This window comes from Aquipluma nitroreducens (assembly GCF_009689585.1).
Lineage (GTDB): Bacteria > Bacteroidota > Bacteroidia > Bacteroidales > Prolixibacteraceae > Aquipluma > Aquipluma nitroreducens.
This window is the reverse complement of sequence record NZ_AP018694.1, coordinates 2038132-2058953: the sequence shown is the minus strand read 5'-3', so window position 1 is coordinate 2058953 and position 20822 is coordinate 2038132. Positions and strand designations below refer to the sequence as shown.

Annotated in this window: 16 protein-coding genes; 9 read left to right on the top strand and 7 right to left on the bottom strand. The window is 41.1% G+C overall.

The genetic code is table 11. The features are described from left to right. Window positions 1-139 precede the first annotated feature (139 nt). The 3 genes from AQPE_RS08615 to AQPE_RS08605 all read left to right on the top strand — a co-directional run bounded on the left by AQPE_RS08615 (window position 140) and on the right by AQPE_RS08605 (window position 4654). Window positions 140-1525 (top strand): T9SS type B sorting domain-containing protein, encoded by a 1386-nt coding sequence (locus AQPE_RS08615; RefSeq protein ID WP_318350654.1) that lies wholly within the window; start codon window positions 140-142, stop codon window positions 1523-1525. 68 nt (window positions 1526-1593) lie between these two features. Further along, window positions 1594-2553 carry a PorP/SprF family type IX secretion system membrane protein gene (locus AQPE_RS08610; protein WP_318350653.1) on the top strand — a complete coding sequence of 320 codons (960 nt, stop codon included), beginning with the start codon at window positions 1594-1596 and terminating at the stop codon, window positions 2551-2553. Window positions 2554-2647: 94 nt separating this feature from the next. Continuing rightward, the gene (locus AQPE_RS08605; RefSeq protein WP_318350652.1) at window positions 2648-4654 is read left to right on the top strand and encodes an OmpA family protein; all 2007 of its coding nucleotides are present in this window, start codon (window positions 2648-2650) and stop codon (window positions 4652-4654) included. 14 nt (window positions 4655-4668) lie between these two features. On the opposite strand, the gene AQPE_RS08600 is transcribed toward AQPE_RS08605, so the two are convergent. Then, entirely contained in the window at window positions 4669-5616 is a 948-nt protein-coding gene (locus AQPE_RS08600; protein ID WP_318350651.1) for an AraC family transcriptional regulator, read from the bottom strand. A gap of 277 nt (window positions 5617-5893) precedes the next feature. Between AQPE_RS08600 and AQPE_RS08595 the strand changes: the two genes are divergently transcribed. The 5 genes from AQPE_RS08595 (at window position 5894) to AQPE_RS08575 (ending at window position 13395) form a co-directional block, all read left to right on the top strand. Beyond that, a complete protein-coding gene (locus AQPE_RS08595) occupies window positions 5894-7366 on the top strand; it encodes a rhamnulokinase (protein WP_318350650.1) in 1473 nt (490 codons plus the stop codon). 356 nt (window positions 7367-7722) lie between these two features. Further along, window positions 7723-8985: an L-rhamnose isomerase gene (locus tag AQPE_RS08590; protein WP_318350649.1), complete on the top strand. Its 1263-nt coding sequence runs from the start codon at window positions 7723-7725 to the stop codon at window positions 8983-8985. A gap of 127 nt (window positions 8986-9112) precedes the next feature. Continuing rightward, window positions 9113-10240, top strand: coding sequence for an L-rhamnose/proton symporter RhaT (locus tag AQPE_RS08585; protein WP_318350648.1), 1128 nt, complete (start codon window positions 9113-9115; stop codon window positions 10238-10240). Continuing rightward, window positions 10240-10554 carry an L-rhamnose mutarotase gene (rhaM, locus tag AQPE_RS08580; protein WP_318350647.1) on the top strand — a complete coding sequence of 105 codons (315 nt, stop codon included), beginning with the start codon at window positions 10240-10242 and terminating at the stop codon, window positions 10552-10554. Before AQPE_RS08585 ends, rhaM begins: the two co-directional genes overlap by 1 nt. A gap of 99 nt (window positions 10555-10653) precedes the next feature. After that, the gene (locus AQPE_RS08575) at window positions 10654-13395 is read left to right on the top strand and encodes a glycoside hydrolase family 78 protein (RefSeq protein ID WP_318350646.1); all 2742 of its coding nucleotides are present in this window, start codon (window positions 10654-10656) and stop codon (window positions 13393-13395) included. A gap of 169 nt (window positions 13396-13564) precedes the next feature. Here the strand turns inward: AQPE_RS08575 and AQPE_RS08570 are convergent, their stop codons facing one another. The 6 genes from AQPE_RS08570 to AQPE_RS08545 all read right to left on the bottom strand — a co-directional run bounded on the left by AQPE_RS08570 (window position 13565) and on the right by AQPE_RS08545 (window position 20130). Next, window positions 13565-14311: an acyl-[acyl-carrier-protein] thioesterase gene (locus tag AQPE_RS08570; RefSeq protein ID WP_318350645.1), complete on the bottom strand. Its 747-nt coding sequence runs from the start codon at window positions 14309-14311 to the stop codon at window positions 13565-13567. Window positions 14312-14692: 381 nt separating this feature from the next. Further along, window positions 14693-15223, bottom strand: a complete 531-nt coding sequence (locus AQPE_RS08565) for a VanZ family protein (protein ID WP_318350644.1) — start codon at window positions 15221-15223, stop codon at window positions 14693-14695. A gap of 365 nt (window positions 15224-15588) precedes the next feature. Further along, window positions 15589-16371: an acyl-ACP--UDP-N-acetylglucosamine O-acyltransferase gene (lpxA, locus tag AQPE_RS08560; RefSeq protein WP_318350643.1), complete on the bottom strand. Its 783-nt coding sequence runs from the start codon at window positions 16369-16371 to the stop codon at window positions 15589-15591. Window positions 16372-16395: 24 nt separating this feature from the next. Beyond that, on the bottom strand, window positions 16396-17784 hold the full coding sequence (locus AQPE_RS08555; protein ID WP_318350642.1) for a bifunctional UDP-3-O-[3-hydroxymyristoyl] N-acetylglucosamine deacetylase/3-hydroxyacyl-ACP dehydratase: 1389 nt from the start codon (window positions 17782-17784) through the stop codon (window positions 16396-16398). Between the two features lie 12 nt (window positions 17785-17796). Beyond that, the gene (gene lpxD, locus AQPE_RS08550; RefSeq protein ID WP_318350641.1) at window positions 17797-18840 is read right to left on the bottom strand and encodes a UDP-3-O-(3-hydroxymyristoyl)glucosamine N-acyltransferase; all 1044 of its coding nucleotides are present in this window, start codon (window positions 18838-18840) and stop codon (window positions 17797-17799) included. Between the two features lie 36 nt (window positions 18841-18876). After that, window positions 18877-20130: an HD domain-containing protein gene (locus AQPE_RS08545; RefSeq protein WP_318350640.1), complete on the bottom strand. Its 1254-nt coding sequence runs from the start codon at window positions 20128-20130 to the stop codon at window positions 18877-18879. A gap of 218 nt (window positions 20131-20348) precedes the next feature. On the opposite strand from AQPE_RS08545, the gene rimP reads away from it, so the two are divergent. Beyond that, window positions 20349-20810, top strand: a complete 462-nt coding sequence (gene rimP, locus AQPE_RS08540) for a ribosome assembly cofactor RimP (RefSeq protein WP_318350639.1) — start codon at window positions 20349-20351, stop codon at window positions 20808-20810. Window positions 20811-20822 lie beyond the last annotated feature (12 nt).

The window sequence follows — 20822 nt, the reverse complement described above, 5'->3', positions numbered from 1 at the left end:
ATAGTGTGTTAGGTAGATTTTTAGGAGGCGATAATTTAATAAAGCTTTGCCGCCCAATAGCCTCCCCTCCGGGGGAGGTTTGGTGGGGGCATTTGAAATTTAAGGATTGAAAAAAGGTATTCTACATAGAATTCTAATCATGATACTCGTATGGGTTTCGTCTGTTGCTTTTGCAACTGGACAGGACTTCTACACGGTATATCGTGGTTCTGTGCACGAATACAAGATTGCGAAGAATGCGTTTGAAGTAACTTACAATTGGCAGGTATTCACCGATGTTACGTTGATAAATCCTGCAAATAACAGTCAGGCGGTTATGTCACCCTTGGGGGCTGGCCGTGAAAATGAAATTCAGGTCAAATGGAACGGTTCAGGCGACTATTACTTAATGGTTACAGTTAATTCTCTTTCAGGATGTGCCAACCGTAAGGCCTGGCATTTTGTGGTCGATCAAACCGATGATAAGCCAACTGCCCGAATTGCAGGAAACTCAATTGTAATGCTAGGTAATTGTAATGTTACTGGTTATGTATTGGATGCAAGTTCATCAAATGGTGGAGGACTTACTTTTACTTGGTCGCCATCTGCTTATCTCGACAATGCAGCCAGCTCAAAACCGACCTTTATTCCTGGAAAAACAACCCGATATCACTTAACTGTTTCTGATAGCAGGGGGCAAGTGGATACGACTTCGGTGTTGATTGTTGTTAATAATCAGCCAAAGGCTGTAACCGATAAAAATGTTTTTGTTAATGAGCCAAATGCTGATATTTTACTGAGTGGAAGTAAGAGTACAGGAGTTGGCCTAACTTATTTGTGGCAGTCGAAGGATGGCATTATTAGAAGTGGAGAAACTACGGCTATGGCAGAGGTGAGTGGTTTGGGTATGTACTATTTGAAGGTTACTGATACATACGGCTGTACCAGTCAGGATTCGGTTTGGGTTGGCTTATATACTCAAGCAGTGATGGATACTTCATCAACTAAGTTGAATTTTGCTGTTGATATTAATGTACTGGCCAACGACATGCCCAAGGGAGAATTAAACCCGGCCACATTGAAAATAGTAACCGCGCCACAAAATGGTATCGCAACCGTGGTAGGCGATTCGCTGGTTTCTTATTTACCCAATCAGTATTATACTGGATCTGATAATTTTATCTATTCTATCTGTGACTATTTCGAGCATTGCGATCAGGCAACCGTATTGGTTTTGGTTAGCGATGCACCATTCTTTATTCCTGAAGCTTTTTCTCCCAATGGTGATGGCATCAACGATAAATTCGAAATAAAAGGAATAGCCAAATATAAAACAGTGCAAATTGAAATCTTCAACCGTTGGGGTAATGTGGTTTACCGATCGGACAATTATGGAGAAGGTCAGGGTAAAAGCGGATTCTGGGATGGAAAAGCCGGACAGGGTGTTCGGGTTGGTTCAGGCTCGGTTCCTACAGGCACTTATTTTTATGTGCTGAAACTGGATGGAAAAGAAAAAATAAATGGTGCCATTTATCTCGATCGATGAAAAAGCGCCTAAAGTAAAAATTGGAAACTCGGATAAAAAACTGAAGACATTAAAAACAAAATGAAAAATTGAGTAATTCTAAATACATAAAACGAATAAACCAATTGGTTGCCCGAGTTATCGCGGTAATTGTACTATTGTTTTGTGTCCTCGAATCGTATGCGCAGCAAGATCCAATGTACACGCAGTACATGGAAAATCTGCTTACGCTTAATCCTGCTTATGCCGGATCAAAAGATGTGTTGAGCATGATGGTCGTTTCGCGCAATCAATGGGTATCTATGCCTGGGGCACCCGTCACCCGCTCATTTTCGATGAATTTTCCTGTTGTCGGCACAAAAATGGGTTTAGGCTTTTCGTTTTTGAGCGATCAGGTAGACCCTGTAAAACAGACAGGACTTTATATCGATTATTCTTTTACGCTCAGTTTTAGTCGCCGCAGAAGTCTTTCTCTGGGACTAAAAGGGGGAGTCAATTTTTTTGATGCTGGCCTTTCAGACTTAACTACCAACGATCCGGATGACCCGGTTTTCGCCAATGATATTAACCGTAAATTTTTACCAAACTTCGGTGTTGGAGCTTTTTATTATACTCCTAAATATTATTTTGGACTCTCACTTCCAAAATTAATTGAAAACAGAATCAATAAAAATGGCGTTTCCACGCAGAGTATCAGCAAGGAACAGGTACACATTTTTTTTATGGCGGGCTATGTATTTGATGTAAATAGAATTGTTAAATTTAAACCATCCATTTTAACCAAATATGTTAACAATGCCCCTGTTGGGTTAGATTTAACGGGTACATTTTTATTTTATGACCGTCTTTGGTTGGGAGGTATGTATCGGGTTGGAGATTCATTTGGAGGATTATTTCAACTTCAGGTCACCGATCAGTTAAAATTCGGATATTCCTACGATCTTCCAATCAATAAATTGGGAGCTTTTAGCAACGGAACACATGAAATTATGGTAACCTTCGATTTCGACTTTGGACGCGGCAGAGTTAGATCACCAAGATATTTCTAGCCCAGTTTTCTCGGGTCGATTTGTCGGTTTTAATTTTGGTGTACAGATATTCGTTGTATGGAATGGTTTATTTTCGGGTACAAAGAATCATTGAATGGCAAGACTTTCAAAAATATTTCTGTGGGGAGTAATTCTTATCTTATTCATACCAACGGTAGGTTTGAGCCAGAAGCTTACCGTTAAGCTTGCTGATAAAAGCTTTGATGAATTTGCATTTGTTGAGGCAATTGGACTTTACGAATATGCCTACGAAAAGGATACTGCCGATAATTATGTAGTAAAGAGATTGGCAGAGTCGAACCGAAATGTTGGAAATACAGAAGAGGTTGAACGTTGGCTCAAAAAATTAATCGACCGCAAAGTTGCCATTCCTGAAGATATTTTTAATTATTCGCAGGCGTTGAAAAGCAATGGTAAATACCTGGTTGCAGAGCAATGGCTAAAAGAATACTCCGATTTACGACCTGAAGACGGACGCGTTAATTTGCAGGTTTCTCTCCTCGAATACATTAAATTCCTGATGCGCGATTCTACCAATTATGAAATCCTGAATACCGCCATAAATACAATCGGTTCCGACATGGGACCAGCTTTCTATAAGGACAAACTTATTTTCTCATCAACCTCAATAGGCACTAAAGCAGGAGCGACTTATAAGTGGAATGAATTGCCCTATCTGAAGTTGTATTCAGCAAAAATAGGACCCTATGGCGATCTGAATTCAGTAGAGCCCTTTGCTCCAAAGCTGAAAACTGCTTACCACGACGGACCGGTTTCAATCGATTCGAAAAACAACATTATCTATTTAACCCGGAATAATTTTGCGAAGGGGAAAACTTCAAAAAGTAGGGAAGGCGTAGTTAACCTGAAGATATTTCTTGGAAAGCTGGACGATAATGAATGGAATTTGAGCGGTAGCTTTAGGTACAACAGCGACGAATATTCTGCGGGGCATCCCTCGATTGACAAAGAAGGAAAGATATTGTATTTTGCTTCTGATATGCCCGGTGGTTATGGAAAATCAGATATTTACTTTAGTGTATTTTCGAACGGACAATGGAGTAAACCTTTTAATCTCGGGCCAAAAATTAATACCGAAGGAAACGAGTTTTTCCCATTTATCAGTAACGATGGGGTTCTCTATTTTTCAAGCGATGGACATGGTGGTTTAGGGGCATTGGATATTTATTTCTCGGTTCCTGAACAGGGCATTTTTAATAGTGTCGAGAATATGGGCTACCCGGTTAATTCATCGAAAGATGATTTTGGGCTGGCACTTGACTCGACCGGAGTGAAAGGCTATTTTGCCTCAAACCGTTCGGGAGGTAAGGGTGACGACGATTTGTACTTTCTGAAGATCAAACGGGTTCCGGTTATCATCCGTGGTGTAGTCAAGGATCGCGATACAAAAGACGTACTTTCTGATGCCACAGTTTCTGTGATTAACGAAGCCGGGAATACCATTGCATCGAGTACCACCCGCATCGATGGGCAGTTCGAGTTCGAAGTAAACAAGGGGCAACAATACACGATTAATGTAACCAAAGAATTATACAACGAAACCGAAGTCGTTATTGGTACAGCGAAACTTCGGCCAAATGATGAAGCTTACTCAGAGATTTTTCTGGAACAAAAGATAGAAGCTGACGATAATTCGCCTGCGCCAAAAAGCATGGAAGAAGAGGATGGGGAGGCTTTACAGGTCGTCGAACTGGAATACATCAACTATGGATTAGATCAATCAGATATCAAACCTGATGTTGCTGCTACTCTTGACCGGCTGATTGCCATGCTGAAAGATTTTCCGGATCTTGAAATCCGGATTGAATCGCACACCGATTCGCGCGGTAGCGATGATTACAATATGTTGCTTTCGAAAAAGCGGGCTAAGGCTGCTTTCGATTATGTGGTTTCCAAAGGAATTGACCCGAAACGCCTTTTGTACCACGGATACGGTGAGACACGTTTGCTGAATAAATGCGCCAATGGGGTTGAATGTACTGAAGAACAGCACGAAGTAAACCGGCGTTCTATTGTGAAAGTGGTTCGAAAAGGGGCGTACAAAGAAAAGCGTGGTCAGAAAAATATATTCTACTTTTAATCGGACACAATGCCTCAATTTTGTTGGTGATGTTCTTTCCTGAATTCCATCGGGCTTTTTCCGGTCTTGTCCTTAAAAATTCGTGAAAAATAAAAATACGATTCAAATCCGAGGTCGATGGCAATTTCCTTGAAACTTTGATCGGTTGAAACCAGCAAGTCTTTAGCCTTTTGTATCCTGAGCGATAAATGGTATTGGGTTGGCGGAATACCTGTGTATTTCCTGAACATTTGCCTGAAGTAGGAATATCCAACATTTAACTCTTTGGCCAACTCTTCAATATTAACATTGGTATTAAGGTTTTCCCTGAAATGCAAACAGGCTTTCCGAATGGTGCGCTCTATGCTTTTCCCGGCGAACTCCTGGTTACGAACTACCGATAGAATCTTGCTAAGAATTAAAATCGTATTTGCTGCGGCAACTTGTTGATGGCCTGTTTTCTCATCTTTTACCAATTGGATAATTTCAAGGAATAACTTCAGGATATTTTCCTGAAAGCCCACATACATGACAGGCTTGCCCGATTGAAAAAATCCCTCGTTAAACAGGTGCGAACAAAAATCGCCGTTAAATCCAAGGTAATGTTCGCTCCACCCGGTATTGGAATCGGGTTTGTAGCGGTGCCACATTCCCGGACGCAAAATCAGGATCGAACCGGGTACTACCTGAAACTGATCAGTACTCGTCTCAAACGTTCCGGAGCCCTCAGTAATGTAATTGATCTGGTATTCCTGAAGCACACGTCCTTTTCCCCAGGTGAAGAAATAACCGCTGGGGTGCACATTTGGCGGGTAAACAGTCGTCGGCGGAATTTGTGCATATCCCGCGCCAGTCAGGAACAATCCCCATTCTTTATCGAGTGAACCCGCGTGAATATATTTTACAAACGATTCGTTTGGCATAAATTGAGTTTCAATTTCAACGTTCCATATTTCAACAGGACTAAATTGTTGTAGTGTCAAATTGTTATTTATTCATTTTAACCATTTAGCCATACAACCATTTATCCATTCCTCTTCATTTCAAATTTTCAGATCCCCAAATCACTTTTAATTGCAACCCGGTTTTTTATTGTCACCTCATCTAATAAACCTATTTTATAACATCTAATGTAGTGTCATTTTGTGCAAATAAAGAATCATTTCTAATATAAGTAGGCATTAATTAGTATGTAGTTTTACACTTACAAAAATAGATAATAAAGTCATAATAGATAAAATTTAACTAAGCCATTTAAGAATGAAAAATAAATCGTTTCTGGCATTCGACCTTGGAGCCACCAGCGGACGCTCTATACTTGGAACTCTTGATAATGGAAGGCTTCAAATGAAGGAGTTAACAAGGTTTCCAAATCAGATGCTTCAGATAGGCGATCATTTTCATTGGAACATTTATTCGTTATTCGAACATTTTAAAGTAGCCTTGGCTGAAGTTAAAAAAGAATGTGTTGAAATTTCGTCGATTGGCATTGATACCTGGGGAGTTGATTTTGCATTGATTGCTAAAGACGGAACTATTCTTGGCGCTCCGTATGCCTATCGCGATCCGCACACCGACGGAATGCCCGAAAAATACTTCGAAATCATTCCACGCGAAAAAGTTTATGGACTCACCGGAATACAGGTGATGAATTTCAACAGTTTATACCAGTTGTTTGCCTTGAAACAAGCAGGTAACTCACTTTTGGAAGCCGCTTCAGAAGTGTTGTTTATGCCCGATGCTCTGGCTTATTTGCTCACCGGAAATAAAGTGGTTGAATATACCATCGCCTCCACCTCGCAGATATTAAATCCGAGGACAAAGCAGTTCGAGTCTCAATTGCTCGAAGCCGCTGGTATTTCTCCGTCGATGTTGGGTGAAATCGTTATGCCAGGTCATCGCATTGGTACACTTACCGATGACTTAGCCGACGAAAGCGAATTGGGTAAAGTACCTGTTGTTGCTGTTGCAGGTCACGATACTGCTTCAGCAGTTGCTGCTATTCCGGCTGAAAATGAACGTTTCGCTTACCTGAGTTCAGGAACATGGTCGCTAATGGGAATTGAGGTAAAAGATGCGATTATAAACGACGAAACTTATGCGCTTAATTTCACGAATGAAGGCGGAATAGAAGGAACAACGCGTTTCCTGAAGAACATTACCGGGATGTGGCTCCTCGAACAATGCCTGAAAGAATGGAAAAGAGAGGGCATCACGTATGCCTACGAAAAGTTGGTTCACATGGCCGAATCGGCGCCTGCATTTCAGTCGTTGATTGATTCTGATCACGCGTCATTTGCTAATCCGGTCAGTATGACAAAAGCCATTGTTGATTATTGTATCGCATCTGGCCAAACCGCCCCTTCGACCCATGCCGAATTTGTTCGCTGTATTTTCGAAAGCTTATCGCTTAGGTATAAATATGTATTGGGGAAGTTTATTAATCTGGCGCCTTTTACCATCGAAAAACTTCATGTCATTGGTGGAGGCTCCAAAAACCCATTGCTCAACCAATGGACTGCCAATGCGATTGGCATACCGGTATTAGCCGGACCGTCAGAAGCCACGGCTATCGGCAATATCATGATTCAGGCAAAAACTGCCGGCTGTGTCGATTCTTTGTCTGAGATGCGTCAAATTATTCGCGAGTCCATTCAAATCGAAGAGTTTTTACCTGAAAACAAAGGCGATTGGGAAGCAGCGTACCAGAAATTTCTGAAAATAACAGGCTAGTGTCGGGTCAATAAACTAGCGATGTCGGGTCATGCTGAACTTGTTTCAGCATCTCTAAACGAATGAGACACTGAAATGATCCTGAAATAAATTCAGGATGATAGGGGTGACTGGAGAAAAGAGAGACTGTCGAATGCAATTGAAACAAATGTTTCTTCATACTCCGAAGGGGTAAAATATCAATAACCCCGGGTAAAGTGAAACGAAACCCGGGGATAAAACGGGAAGAAGTAATTACGTCCGCGAGAAAGCGCCTTTCAAAACAAAGACCTTGTTTCGGACGAAATGGTATCGACCTTCAAAAAAGTAGTTACAAATAGGTTGAAAATAGATTATATACAAATAATAAAGCAATCATGAAAGAATCTCAAATTAATCAGGCATTTGAATATGCCAAAGCCCGTTATGCCGATCTGGGTATCGACGTTGAAAAAGCAGTAGAACAATTAGACAAGTTGTCTATATCGCTGCACTGCTGGCAGGCCGACGATGTGGCCGGTTTCGAAAATGGCGATGGTGAACTAACTGGTGGTATTCAGGCAACCGGAAACTATCCGGGGAAAGCACGTTCAATTTCTGAACTTCGTGCCGACATTGACAAAGCCATGAGCTTGATTCCGGGCGATCACCGTGTAAATATCCATGCTTTTTATGGCGATTTTGGCGGCGAAACGGTTGACCGCGATCAGATTGAACCCAAACATTTCCAGAGTTGGATTGATTGGGCGAAAGAGAAAAACTATAAACTGGACTTCAACTGTACCTGTTTTTCGCACGAAAAATCGGCTGACGGCTTTACCTTGTCGCACCGCGATCCTGCCATCCGCCAGTTCTGGATTGATCACGTCGTCCAATCGCGTAAAATTGCCGAAGAGATGGGACGTCAGTTGGGTTCAGAATGTATTCACAACATCTGGATTCCTGATGGATCGAAAGATTTAACCGTCGACCGTTTGCTGTATCGTAAAAATCTGAAAGAATCGCTCGACCAGATCTTCGAATACAAAACCAATGACGATTACATGCTCGACAGTATCGAATGTAAATTATTCGGTATTGGAAGCGAAAGCTATGTGGTTGGTTCACACGAGTTCTATATGGGTTACGGTGTTGCCAACAACAAAATGATTACCTTGGATTCTGGTCATTTCCATCCAACCGAAGTGATTTCCGACAAGATTTCATCGCTGTTGCTTTTTGCTCCTGAAATTATGCTTCACGTGAGTCGTGGTGTGCGTTGGGACAGCGACCATGTTGTTATTTTGAACGACGAATTGCAGGCGCTGACGCAGGAAATTATCCGGGCCAATGCGCTCGATCGCGTTCACGTTGGACTCGATTATTTCGATGCATCCATCAACCGTATTGGCGCTTACGTGGTAGGCGTTCGTGCAACTCAGAAAGCTTTGTTACAAGCTTTGCTAGAGCCAATTACTCAATTGCGTGCTTACGAAGCCAATGGCCAAAACTTTGAGCGTTTGGCATTGCTCGAAGAAGCTAAATCATTACCTTGGGCTGCTGTATTCGATTACTATTGCCTGAAAAAAGGTGTTATTGCCGGCGAAGCTTACATTGCCGACATTCAGCAATACGAAAAAGAAGTGACCAGCAAACGATAAAATAAGAGTGGAGTGCGAATTTTGAAGTGCGGAGTTTAACTTTAGGCACTTCCCCGCCTGCTTCGGGCAGGGAATTCCAGGCACTCCGAACTATCTTGAGTTTAAAACTTAACTAATAACTAAACATATGAATGCACTATTAGGGATTATTTTTCATGCCCTTGGAGGCGGTGCCTCGGGAAGTTGGTACATGCCATACAATTGGGTGAAAAAATGGCGATGGGAAGTTTATTGGATTACCGGGGGACTTTTCTCTTGGTTTATCATGCCATTAATTGCTGTTTTGTTGACGATTCCTGGCTGGCAGGGGATTTTAGAAGCCACTCCGGGTGGAGTTATTCGCAATACCTATATTATGGGTTTGCTGTGGGGAGTTGGTGGCCTGACATACGGACTGGCTATTCGCTACCTTGGTATGTCGCTTGGTAACTCTGTACTGCTGGGTATTACTTCTATCGTTGGTTCGCTGGGATTGCCGATTTTGCGGAATATTCCCGGAATTGCTGAATTAATCCCTGACGGACTATCGTTCACCGATTTGTTTAGTACTACAGGTGGACGAATCGTCTTACTCGGTATTTTAATTTTGTTAGTCGGAATTATTCTAAGTGGAACCGCCGGAATTCGGAAGGATCAGGATCTGGGCAAAAATAAAGAGGGAGTTAATAGTGAATTCAAGCTGTCTAAAGGGTTAATGATTGCTATTGTTTCCGGTATTTTAAGCGCATTTTTCAGTTTTGGAATCGATGCTGGAAAAGAAATGTCGTCCATTGCCCGGTCGCTGGCTGTGGAACAGCACTATCCTTTTGTAACCCAGGCAGGAACGGGTTTCAAATACCTCTTCGAAAACAACATTATCTTTTTTGTCATTCTCTGGGGAGGCCTTACCACCAACCTGATCTGGACTACCGCCCTGATTTTCAAAAACAAAACAGGCGGTGACTTCATTGACAAGAAAACGCCGCTTTTGAGCAACTACCTTTTCTGTGCTTTGGCCGGAACCACCTGGTTTCTGCAATTCTTTTTCTACGGAATGGGTGAAACCAAAATCGGCAATGGTGCCAGTTCGTGGACGCTTCACATGGCCACCATCATTTTAACCGCCAACCTTTGGGGTTTCTACCGCAAGGAATGGAAAGGCGTATCAAAAAAGACCTACAACATGATTCTTATGGGTATTGGCGCAATTCTTTTGTCGGTTATTATTATTGGCGTAGCCAAATGGTTATATCCTGAATTAAATGCCCTCGGATAATGGAACGTCTAGCATTTAAAATGTACCTGAACGAAGGTCAGAAAGAAGAATACAGGAAAAGGCACAACGAACTTTGGCCTGAATTACGCCAACTGCTTAAAGGTGCTGGTGTCAGTGAGTATTCCATTTTTCTCGATGAAGAAACCAGTACCCTGTTTGCTTTTCAGAAAGTAAGTGGCGACGGTGGCTCGCAAGACCTTGGACAAACCGAAATCGTAAAGAAATGGTGGGCTTTCATGGCCGACCTTATGAAAACAAACCCTGACAACTCTCCGGTATCAATTCCGCTGGAAGAAGTATTTTATATGGAATAAATATTCAGGAAAAAGTCATTGGTCATTCGAAAAGTTTTCCATTGACTGATGACTCTTTCCGAATAACATTTTTCGAATACAAAACCTAAACTATCAACAATGATGAAACAAATTTTAAGATTGACGAAACTGCTTCTGGTTTTGTTGGCAATCAGCAGTTTTAGTACTGTTGCTGCTGTCAAGACCGAAGTTAAAGAACTGATTTGCGAGTATCATACCAATCCTCTGGGTATCGATATCCAGAAACCCCGCCTTAGCTGGAAAATAGTATCAGATGAAGAAAATGTACTTCAAACTGCATACGAAATTAAGGTAACCGACCAATCAGCCAAAGGCAAATTACTCTGGACTTCCGGGAAAGTAAATTCGGCACAATCTGTTGATGTTACATACGACGGACCGGCATTAAAATCGATGCAGCGTGTGTCGTGGCAAGTGCGTGTTTGGGACAACAAAAACAAAGTATCAGCATGGAGCGCCCCGGCCACCTGGGAAATGGGAATTCTCGAACCCGAATCATGGAAAGCTTCATGGATTACACTTGGATCGGAGCCTGAAGTAAAGGGATCGAAACCAGCCCAATACTTCAGGAAAGAGTTTACCACTGCCAAAACAATAAAATCGGCAAGGGTTTATGTTACCTCACATGGTTTGTATCAATTGTTCCTGAACGGGAAAAAAGTAAGCACCGATTTGTTTACTCCCGGATGGACCAGCTATAAAAATCGCATTCAATACCAGACTTACGATGTAACTTCAATGCTTCAGGCAAAAAATACGGTTGGCGCAATTTTGGGCGACGGCTGGTTTCGTGGAAACATTGGCTGGAGCAGCCAGAATGGTTATTATGGAAGCAAATTGGCGCTTTTGGCTCAGTTTCAGATTACTTATACCGATGGTACATCTGAGGTAGTCGGTACCGATCAAAGTTGGAAAGTTTCGAACGGACCGATTGTATTCTCTGATATTTACAATGGCGAAACTTACGATGCCCGCAAAGAAATGTCGGGCTGGTCCGGTGCCGGATTCAACGATAGTGAATGGGAAAAAGCTACAATTACCGATCAATCAAAGAAAATACTAATTGCACCACAGGGTGTTGTTGTAAAAGCCATCGAAGAAATTAAGCCAATAAAATTAATCATTACTCCCACAGGCGAAACCGTTTTCGACATGGGACAAAATATGGTTGGTTGGGTGCGCCTGAAAGTTCAGGGCAAAAAAGGCGATCAGGTAACGCTGAAGTTTGCTGAAGTGTTGACCAAAGAAGGAAATTTTTACACCGACAACCTGCGCAGTGCAAAATGTACGGATAACTTTATCCTGAACGGATCAGGAATTGAAACGTTTGAACCTCATTTTACATTTCATGGATTCAGGTTTGTAAAAATCGAAGGTCTTTCGGCACAACCCTCGCTTGACCAGATTACCGGTGTTGTTATCCATTCCGACATGACCCCAACGGGTACATTTGTATGTTCCGATCCAATGATCAATCAATTGCAGCACAACATTCAGTGGGGACAAAAAGGAAACTTTCTGGATGTGCCTACCGATTGCCCGCAGCGCGACGAACGCTTGGGTTGGACCGGCGATGCACAGGTTTTCAGCATGACTGCAGCCTTCAATTTTAATGTGGCTCCTTTCTATACCAAATGGATGCGCGACGTAGCTGCCGACCAGTTGCCTAACGGACGGGTTCCGCATGTCATTCCAGATGTTTTGAGACAAGATGGAGGATCAACTGCCTGGGCCGATGTTTCGGTTATTGTGCCGTGGACGACTTACCTGACTTATGGCGACAAACGTATTCTGGAAGTTCAGTATCCAAGTATGAAAGCCTGGGTTGAATACATGAAAGCCAGGGCTGGAGAGAAAAATTTATGGACCGGGGATACTCATTTTGGCGACTGGCTTGCCTTTGCCAGTAACCGTTCGGATTATACAGGTGCAACTACCGAAAAAGACCTGATTGCCACTGCCTATTATTCCTATTCAAGCGGATTACTCGCTAAGATTGCTGCTATCATTGGGCAGAATGACGACGCCAAAAAATATGCTCAACTATCTGAAAACATCAAGAAAGCATTTCAGAAAGAATTTGTGACGCCAGCCGGGCGTTTGGTTTCGAATACGCAAACGGCTTATTCCCTGGCATTGGCATTCGATCTTTTGCCTGAAGATTTGATACCAAAAGCAGCCAAATATCTGGCTGACGATGTAAAGAAAATGGGTCATTTGACTACCGGTTTTGTTGGAACGCCATTGCTTTGCAAAACATTGTCGGCGCATGGATACGATGATTTAGCCTTTATGCTCCTAAACCGAAAGGATTACCCCTCGTGGCTATATCCGGTTACTCAGGGTGCAACCACCATCTGGGAACGTTGGGACGGACAGAAACCTGACGGATCGTTCCAGGATGTGGGCATGAACAGTTTTAACCATTATGCTTACGGAGCGATTGGCGAATGGCTGTACCGCTACGTTGCCGGTATGGATATCGACCCCGAAAATCCTGGCTACAAGCACATTTTGCTGGCACCGCATCCGGGTGGTGGATTAACCAATGCAGGAGTTGAGTTTAATTCACTGTACGGAAAAGTAAAATCGGCATGGAAAATTGATGGAAATGACTTTGTTTACGAGGTTACTGTACCTGCGAATACAACAGCAACGGTTACTTTACCTTCAGCAAAAGCCGATCAGTTAACGGTAAATGCTCAAGCGATGACAGCTTCAATTAAAGGAAGTTTGAAACAAACCGATAAAGGTATTTCCATGAATGTTGGATCAGGAAATTATACGTTCAGATATCCGGCAGAAGGATTGAAAAAATAGTTTGTGTTGTTAGGCTGAGCGTTCAGCCTAACATTATTCAAAAAATCCAGATACAAGCTTTTGACTTGGATTTAGTCGAAGGTTTAAGATAAAGAGGTTAAAGAAGCGATTTTGTTTGTGGAGTAAAAGGGCATTTCCCGATTGTAAAATCAGGATTTGCCCTTTATTTTTATCTTGATTTCCAAACGGTTCGGGCAGAGGCACAAACGGTATTGTTCTCCTGGGTTTTAATGTTATGAATAAAGGAATTGAGATTGTCATCCCTTTCGGTAAATGACATGATGGTGTCGCCCAATTGAGCTTCGGCAATAAATCTCCCGTCGATGGAGTGTAAATAAAAATTATCGATAATGTCTTCAGGAATTGACTCAATGAGCCATTGCAAATACCGGATGTTGTTTACGTGCAGATTCGTATCAACATCAAACCGGTTAATTTTAAATTCCTTTATATGGTCTGACGAATCAATAATGTCGATTTTCTTCGTGATGTCGTGATTGATAGATTCTTCGTTAAAGTACAACCATTTATCTTTAATGGCATCCGGAATTTGAATGGGTCTTCTGCGGTCGATATCGAAGAAAACCCAAAGGCCTTTCGCTCTTCCGATAATGCGTCCTTGTTCGTTGTATATGATATTTTCTCGAAACCCTTTAATCGTCGAATATTTCGACAACCATGTCCGGATTACAATCTTTTCTTTGTAAGCCGGATAGTAATCCATTTCCATAATACCCGAAAGCAATACCCATCCAATATTTTGCTTTTCAAGATCGAACAAGCTGTGATTGATGGCATAACAATGATCGGCAGCCGTTTCTTCGAGTAAAGTTAAGATAGCAGTCGATGAAGCCTCTCCGAATTTATTCATTTCGAAATAGCGAAGCTCAAATTGTTTTTCAAAATAATTTATCATGACCAATTTCGATTAATGATCATTCAGTCATATAAAGTAACTAATTTTCTGTCAGTCGGAAAGCTTTATATTATAACTTGTTTTAACCACTCTACATTCAGAATAATATTTAATGAATATCAGTTTTGTTGCCTACCCATGATTTAAGGAAAGTATATGTCGGTGCTCTGAACCTATTTTGTTTCTTTTCTACCTTATTCTACAAAGATTTGGTGCTCTGCACCCTATTTGATAAGACTCAAGGGGCAGCATCCCGGGATATTTGTAGAAATGTGATTATTGTTGAATCATGAGGTGCAGAGCACCGATATATTTTTTTGTTCTCAGGTAATTTATGTGCTTTAGGCAGAACTCCGGATAATCATTAATATTTATAGTTGACTACTGGTATCTTATCCATAGTTTGCCCATTTTTAGTAACGAAAGCAATACAATCATCAAGACAGTTCCTATCGTTGCAACTACGTTTATGAATTTTTGTGCCTTAACACTATTTTTAAATGCTTTTTCAATTCCCAGATATGTCATCAATCCAATTATTCCGACTAAAGTATTATTAATTATATCCGTAATATCAAAAGCCCCAAGTGCAAAAATAAATTGGAATACTTCAATGATTAAGCTAATTAAGAAAAACAAGGATAATATTCTCCCAATAATCCATCGTTTAAACAAAATTCCTGCATATATCCCCAATGGTATAAAAATCAATACATTCATAATCATTTCACTCCAATCAATTTTACCATTTTGGATGAAAAGCTCATTGAATGGAATTAGGTTTACATTCCTCGTATTTCCCATGTACGAAAAATGAACACTTAATTTAAACAGTAAAATCCAAAATAATGCAATCAAATAGACTGCAAATAATACATAAGTGAACTTGTCCTTTTTAACATTCTCTTTCATTTTGTCCAATCAATATTTTGTGAAATTTATGTTTGTGGATAAATACTATAAATAATTTCGGTTCTGCTTTTTTGCTATTACATCTAAATCAAAACTCTGAGCGATAGCTGTATTTCCTGGAATTAAGTCAATTGTATAACCCCAAATATATAGCGTTTCCTGCGATTATCGTTGATTATCAGTATTTCAATTTCATGTTATTAGGCTCATTTTCCGGCAATCTTTTTTATAATCGGTCAACAATTTTGTGTATACAGTCCCAGTGCTTTGGAGCTTCGTAATTTTCATTTCAGAAATATCAAGACATAAAAAAGCCCTGAACCAAATGATTCAGGGCTTTTCAGCAGTATTATTTTCAGTAGAAATTAATCGGGCAGATAACCACGAATAATTCCTCGTTTCGAGTCTTTAATAAACAGCAAAACTTCGTCGCGCTCGGTCGAAGCAGGCATTTCGGCTTCAATAATCTCTACAGCCTGAGAGATATTCAAACCTTTTTGGTAAATGTAGCGGTAAATTTCCTGTACCTCGCGGATTTTTTCGTTGCTGAAATTACGACGACGCAATCCGATGGAGTTGATACCTACATACGAAAGCGGCTCGCGGCCAGCTTTAATGAATGGAGGAATATCTTTACGAACCAGCGAACCACCTGAAACCATCACGTGCGAACCAACATGCACAAACTGATGTACCGCGGTCATCCCACCTAAAATGGCATAGTCGTCAATAACAACTTCGCCGGCCAATTGTGTGTTGTTTACCAAAATAACGTCGTTTCCAACAACACAATCGTGTGCAACGTGTACATAAGCCATCAAAAGACAATTGTTGCCAACTACGGTTTTGCCTTTAGCTACGGTGCCTCTGTTTATAGTTACAAATTCGCGAATGGTAGTGTTGTCACCAATTTCCACTGTAGAATATTCGCCTCTGAATTTTAAATCCTGAGGTGCAGCTCCAATGACTGCTCCAGGGAAAATGCGGCAGTTTTTGCCAATACGAACGCCGGGCATGATGGTAACACTCGATCCGATCCGGGTGCCTTCACCAATGATCACGTCTTTGTCGATCGACACAAAAGGTTCAATAACTACGTTTTCAGCAATATTTGCTTCGGGGTGCACGTAAGCTAATGGTTGTTTCATTTCTGTACTATTTTCTGTTTCTAATTACTGTATTTTTATTATCTGAGCCATATAATCACCTTCGGCAACAATGGTATCGCCCACGTAGCATAATCCACGCATTTCTGCGATTCCACGACGAATAGGCGATGAAAGGATAACCTTGAAAACCAGAGTATCTCCGGGAACTACTTTTCTCCTGAATTTGACGTTGTCAATTTTCATGAAATAAGTAGAGTATTTTCCAGCAAGGTTTCGAAGTACAAATATTCCTCCAGCCTGAGCCATCGCTTCAACAAGTAAAACTCCGGGCATAACAGGTTCTTCAGGAAAATGTCCCTGAAAAAATGGTTCGTTGGCAGTTACATTTTTTACACCTACAAGGTAGTTATCCTGAATGTCAATAACCTTATCGACCAATAAGAAGGGGTAACGGTGTGGAAGTAGTTCTTTTATTTTATTTACATCCATCAATACCGGAGTACTGGCGTTGTAAACGGGAGCCTTTTCCCTTGAATCTTCCTTCCGGATGGCTTTCATAATTACTTTTGCAAATTCGGTATTTGCGCTATGCCCTGGCTTGGTTGCAATGATACGTCCTTTGATTCGCTTTCCGGCGAGGGTTAAATCACCAATTACATCCAAAAGTTTATGGCGGGCACATTCATTATCGTATTGCAATTCAACGTTATTCAGTATTCCCTGCTCTTTTACTTCAACACGTTCGTGATTAAACATGAGGGCAATGCGGTCAAGTTCTTCCTGCGAAATCGGACGGTCCATAATTACAATGGCATTGTCCAGATCGCCACCCTTTACCAGGTTGTTTTGAAGCAAAAATTCGAGTTCGTGCAGAAATACAAAAGTACGGCAATTGGCTACCTCAGTCTTAAAATCGGAAAGCGAATTTAAAACTGCAAACTGGTTGTTCAGTACCGTTGAATTGAACGATATTAAGATATTGAGATTATATTCTGAATCGGGTACGGCAATGATCTCCGATCCGGTTTTTTCATTTTTGTAAACAATCCGTTCAGTAACAACAAAGTATTCACGTTCGGCATCCTGTTCAACTATTCCGGTTTTTTCAATGGCCTGAACAAAAAAACGTGAACTTCCATCCAAAATCGGAACTTCTTCGTTGTCAATTTCAATCAATACATTGTCCAGATCCATTCCGGTTAAAGCGGCCAGACTGTGTTCGAGTGTGCTTATACGGGCATTCCCGATGCCAAGCACCGTACCTCTTGAGGTGTCAACTACGTATTCGGCACTTGCTGGTATAATTGGTTTATCTTCAAGATCGATACGCTGAAATTTAAATCCGTGATTGATTGGCGCGGGTTTAAAAGTCATGTTCACCAAACAATTGGTGTGCAGTCCCTTTCCGCTAATCGAAAATTCTTTCGCTAATGTTTTTTGTTTTATTGTCATTCCTGATTTCAATTATTCTTCAAGCTTGGTTTTAATTTGTGCAACTTGTCTTCCCAGGTCGATAAGTTGTTCCCTAAGTTGGGGCAAATTCCGGAAAATGGCAAAAACTTTTGCAGCCTGAGCAATATCCATAGCGGGTGCTCCTAAAACTGTCCGGTTTGATTTGATACTGTTGGCCACCCCCGACATGGCTCCCAAACTGACATGATCGCCTATCGTTATGTGACCTGCAACTCCCACCTGTCCGCCGAACTGGCAATTTTTACCAACCTTTGTTGATCCGGCAATACCCGTTTGCGAAGCCATTACCGTGTTTTCTCCAACTTCAACATTATGGGCAATTTGTACCAGGTTGTCTATCTTTGTTCCTTTTCGGATGATTGTCGATCCCATTGTTGCACAATCAATCGTAGTATTGGCGCCAATCTCCACGTAATCTTCCAGAATAACGTTTCCAACCTGTGGAATCTTCTGGTAAGTTCCATCTTCGAGAGGAGCAAAGCCAAAACCATCAGCTCCGATTACTGCACCGGCATGAATGATACAGGCTTCACCTATTTTGGTGTCTTCGTAGATTTTTACTCCTGCATATAAAATGCTGTCGTCACCAACAATGGTGTTGTCGCCAATATACACCTGAGGGTAAATTTTTACGTGATTTCCGATGCGGACATTCTTGCCAATGTATGCAAATGCACCAACATAAACGTCGTTACCCACTTTTGCAGAAGCATCAATAAATGAAGGGTTTTCAATGCCGGTTTTGTTGCCTTTAGCCTGCTGATACAATTCGAGAAGCGAAGCGAAAGCTTTGTAAGCGTCTGGAACCCGGATTAGGGTAGGTTTAACTTCAGCCTCAGGTTCAAAATCCTGATTTACAATTACGATTGTAGCCTCTGTTTCGTATAGGTATTTATTGTATTTCGGATTGGATAAAAATGCTAATGTTCCGGGTCTTCCTTCTTCAATTTTTGCTACGTCAGTAACTGTAGCATTGGTGTCTCCTTCTATTGTACCTCCCAGAAAATCAGCTATGCTTTGAGCTTTGAATTCCATATTCGTTTTCGATTTGCCGTGCAAAAATAGTTTAAATTACTTAATGTCCAATTCTTTCGGATAACAGATGAAATATTTCCTCACCGTTTCAGAAAAAGCAGAGAGGTTTATATCCGAAGCATCTGCAATATCGCTTATCTTGTTATTTTTGAATAAAACATTAATTTTTTCACTGGAAGACTGATTGTACGCGCTGTTTGAGATGGTATCGGCAATAAGAAAATAGTGAACGAACTCATCGCAGACATCAAAATGTGCGCATATTTTTTCTTTAAGCAAAGATATTTTCTGCTCAGGAATAGGTTTTTTACTGATCTTTATTTTGTAAAAGCGCCTGTTGATGATGCAGTGAGAAAGATAGGATAATATGGCATCCGGATGGTTTTGCCATTCTTTAATGGAGGCAATAATATCGTTGTCATCCAGGTTGGCAAATAGGTCTAATGCCGGACGACCGTCAATCAGCCGATTAAAAGTAAAGTCGTCGAGAGTTATTTTGTAGGTCAGAAATGCTTTAAATACCGGAGTTGCAAATAGGTCAATTTCTTGCAAGGCCAATTCACGGGCACGTGCGAGTACATTAATAAAAAGGTATTCGGCCGAAAGAACAGTTTTGTGTAAATAAACCTGCCAGTACATCAGTCGTCGGGCTATCAGGAAATTTTCAACCGAATAAATTCCTTTATACTCAATTGCCAGTTCATCGTTTTTTACGTTCAGCATCTTAATAATGCGCTCCGAACTGATTACTCCTTCAGATACACCTGAAAAGAAACTGTCGCGGCTCAAATAGTCGAGCCGATCCATATCCAATTGACTGGATACCAGTTGGTGAAGGAAATGTCGGGGGTAATTGTCGGTAAAAATTTGGATGGCAAGGTCCAATTTCCCATCGAATTGCCGGTTCAGTTCCTCCATCAAAAGCAACGAAATGCGTTCGTGTGGTACGCCTTGCACAATTGTACTTTCGAGTACATGCGAAAATGGCCCATGGCCAATGTCGTGCAAAAGAATAGCAACGGTTACTGCATCGGCTTCTTCTTCGCTAATTTCCTGTCCTTTTAATTTCAGGATCCCAATTGCTGAGCGCATCAGATGAACTGCCCCAAGAGCATGTTCAAACCGGGTGTGATTGGCACCCGGGTACACCATACATGATAATCCTAATTGTTTAATACGGCGTAGCCTTTGAAAATAGGGGTGTTCAATTAAATCGAAGACGAGTTCGGAGCGGATGTTGATAAAGCCAAAAACCGGATCGTTGATTATTTTCTTCTTATTTGTTTTCAATGTATTGCATGTGTATTTTCATATACAAACATACTAAAAATTGAAAGTTCATGTATAAATGTGTTCGTAAAGAGGGCAATAGTCTTTATTTTTTGCTGATAATCAGAAAGCTTAATGAATTGATTTTGACAATTTAATTAAAATTACTATTTTTGTCGCGACAATTTGGGGAAACCAGAGCGTAGGGGATCGAAAGTCCCCTATTTTATTACAAAAATATGATCGACAAAGTTAAAATAGCAGAACTTGTAAATGAAAAGCTTACAGATGACCAGTTCTTGGTTGATGTAACAGTTTCGTTAAGCAACGTCATTGATATCATGGTTGATAGCGACACAGGCATTTCGATCAATCAAATTGTCGAAATCAGCCGTTTTGTTGAAAGCAACCTTGATCGTGAGGTGGAAGATTTCGAATTGTCGGTTTTTTCTGCCGGATTGAGCGAACCTTTCAGTTTGGTTCGTCAGTATAAGAAAAATATAAATACAGAAGTTGATGTGCTGCTGACCAGTGGATTAAAATTGACTGGGATACTATTAAAAGCCGACGATCAGGGAATTGATCTGGAGGTGACAACAAAAGAAAAATCAGAAGGATCAAAAAAGAAGGAACTTGTAACACGGGTTCATACACTTGGATATCTGGAGATAAAAGAAACAAAAAAAGTATTAAAATTCTAAAACCGGGACGAG

What these genes read in the sequence shown, in the direction of transcription:
- AQPE_RS08615 (WP_318350654.1), top strand. Translation starts at nt 140, where the DNA reads ATGATACTCGTATGGGTTTCGTCTGTTGCTTTTGCAACTGGACAGGAC.
- AQPE_RS08570 (WP_318350645.1), bottom strand. Translation starts at nt 14,311, where the DNA reads ATGATAAATTATTTTGAAAAACAATTTGAGCTTCGCTATTTCGAAATG.
- AQPE_RS08555 (WP_318350642.1), bottom strand. Translation starts at nt 17,784, where the DNA reads ATGACAATAAAACAAAAAACATTAGCGAAAGAATTTTCGATTAGCGGA.
- lpxA (WP_318350643.1), bottom strand. Translation starts at nt 16,371, where the DNA reads ATGAAACAACCATTAGCTTACGTGCACCCCGAAGCAAATATTGCTGAA.
- AQPE_RS08590 (WP_318350649.1), top strand. Translation starts at nt 7,723, where the DNA reads ATGAAAGAATCTCAAATTAATCAGGCATTTGAATATGCCAAAGCCCGT.
- rhaM (WP_318350647.1), top strand. Translation starts at nt 10,240, where the DNA reads ATGGAACGTCTAGCATTTAAAATGTACCTGAACGAAGGTCAGAAAGAA.
- AQPE_RS08595 (WP_318350650.1), top strand. Translation starts at nt 5,894, where the DNA reads ATGAAAAATAAATCGTTTCTGGCATTCGACCTTGGAGCCACCAGCGGA.
- AQPE_RS08605 (WP_318350652.1), top strand. Translation starts at nt 2,648, where the DNA reads ATGGCAAGACTTTCAAAAATATTTCTGTGGGGAGTAATTCTTATCTTA.
- rimP (WP_318350639.1), top strand. Translation starts at nt 20,349, where the DNA reads ATGATCGACAAAGTTAAAATAGCAGAACTTGTAAATGAAAAGCTTACA.
- lpxD (WP_318350641.1), bottom strand. Translation starts at nt 18,840, where the DNA reads ATGGAATTCAAAGCTCAAAGCATAGCTGATTTTCTGGGAGGTACAATA.
- AQPE_RS08575 (WP_318350646.1), top strand. Translation starts at nt 10,654, where the DNA reads ATGATGAAACAAATTTTAAGATTGACGAAACTGCTTCTGGTTTTGTTG.
- AQPE_RS08565 (WP_318350644.1), bottom strand. Translation starts at nt 15,223, where the DNA reads ATGAAAGAGAATGTTAAAAAGGACAAGTTCACTTATGTATTATTTGCA.
- AQPE_RS08585 (WP_318350648.1), top strand. Translation starts at nt 9,113, where the DNA reads ATGAATGCACTATTAGGGATTATTTTTCATGCCCTTGGAGGCGGTGCC.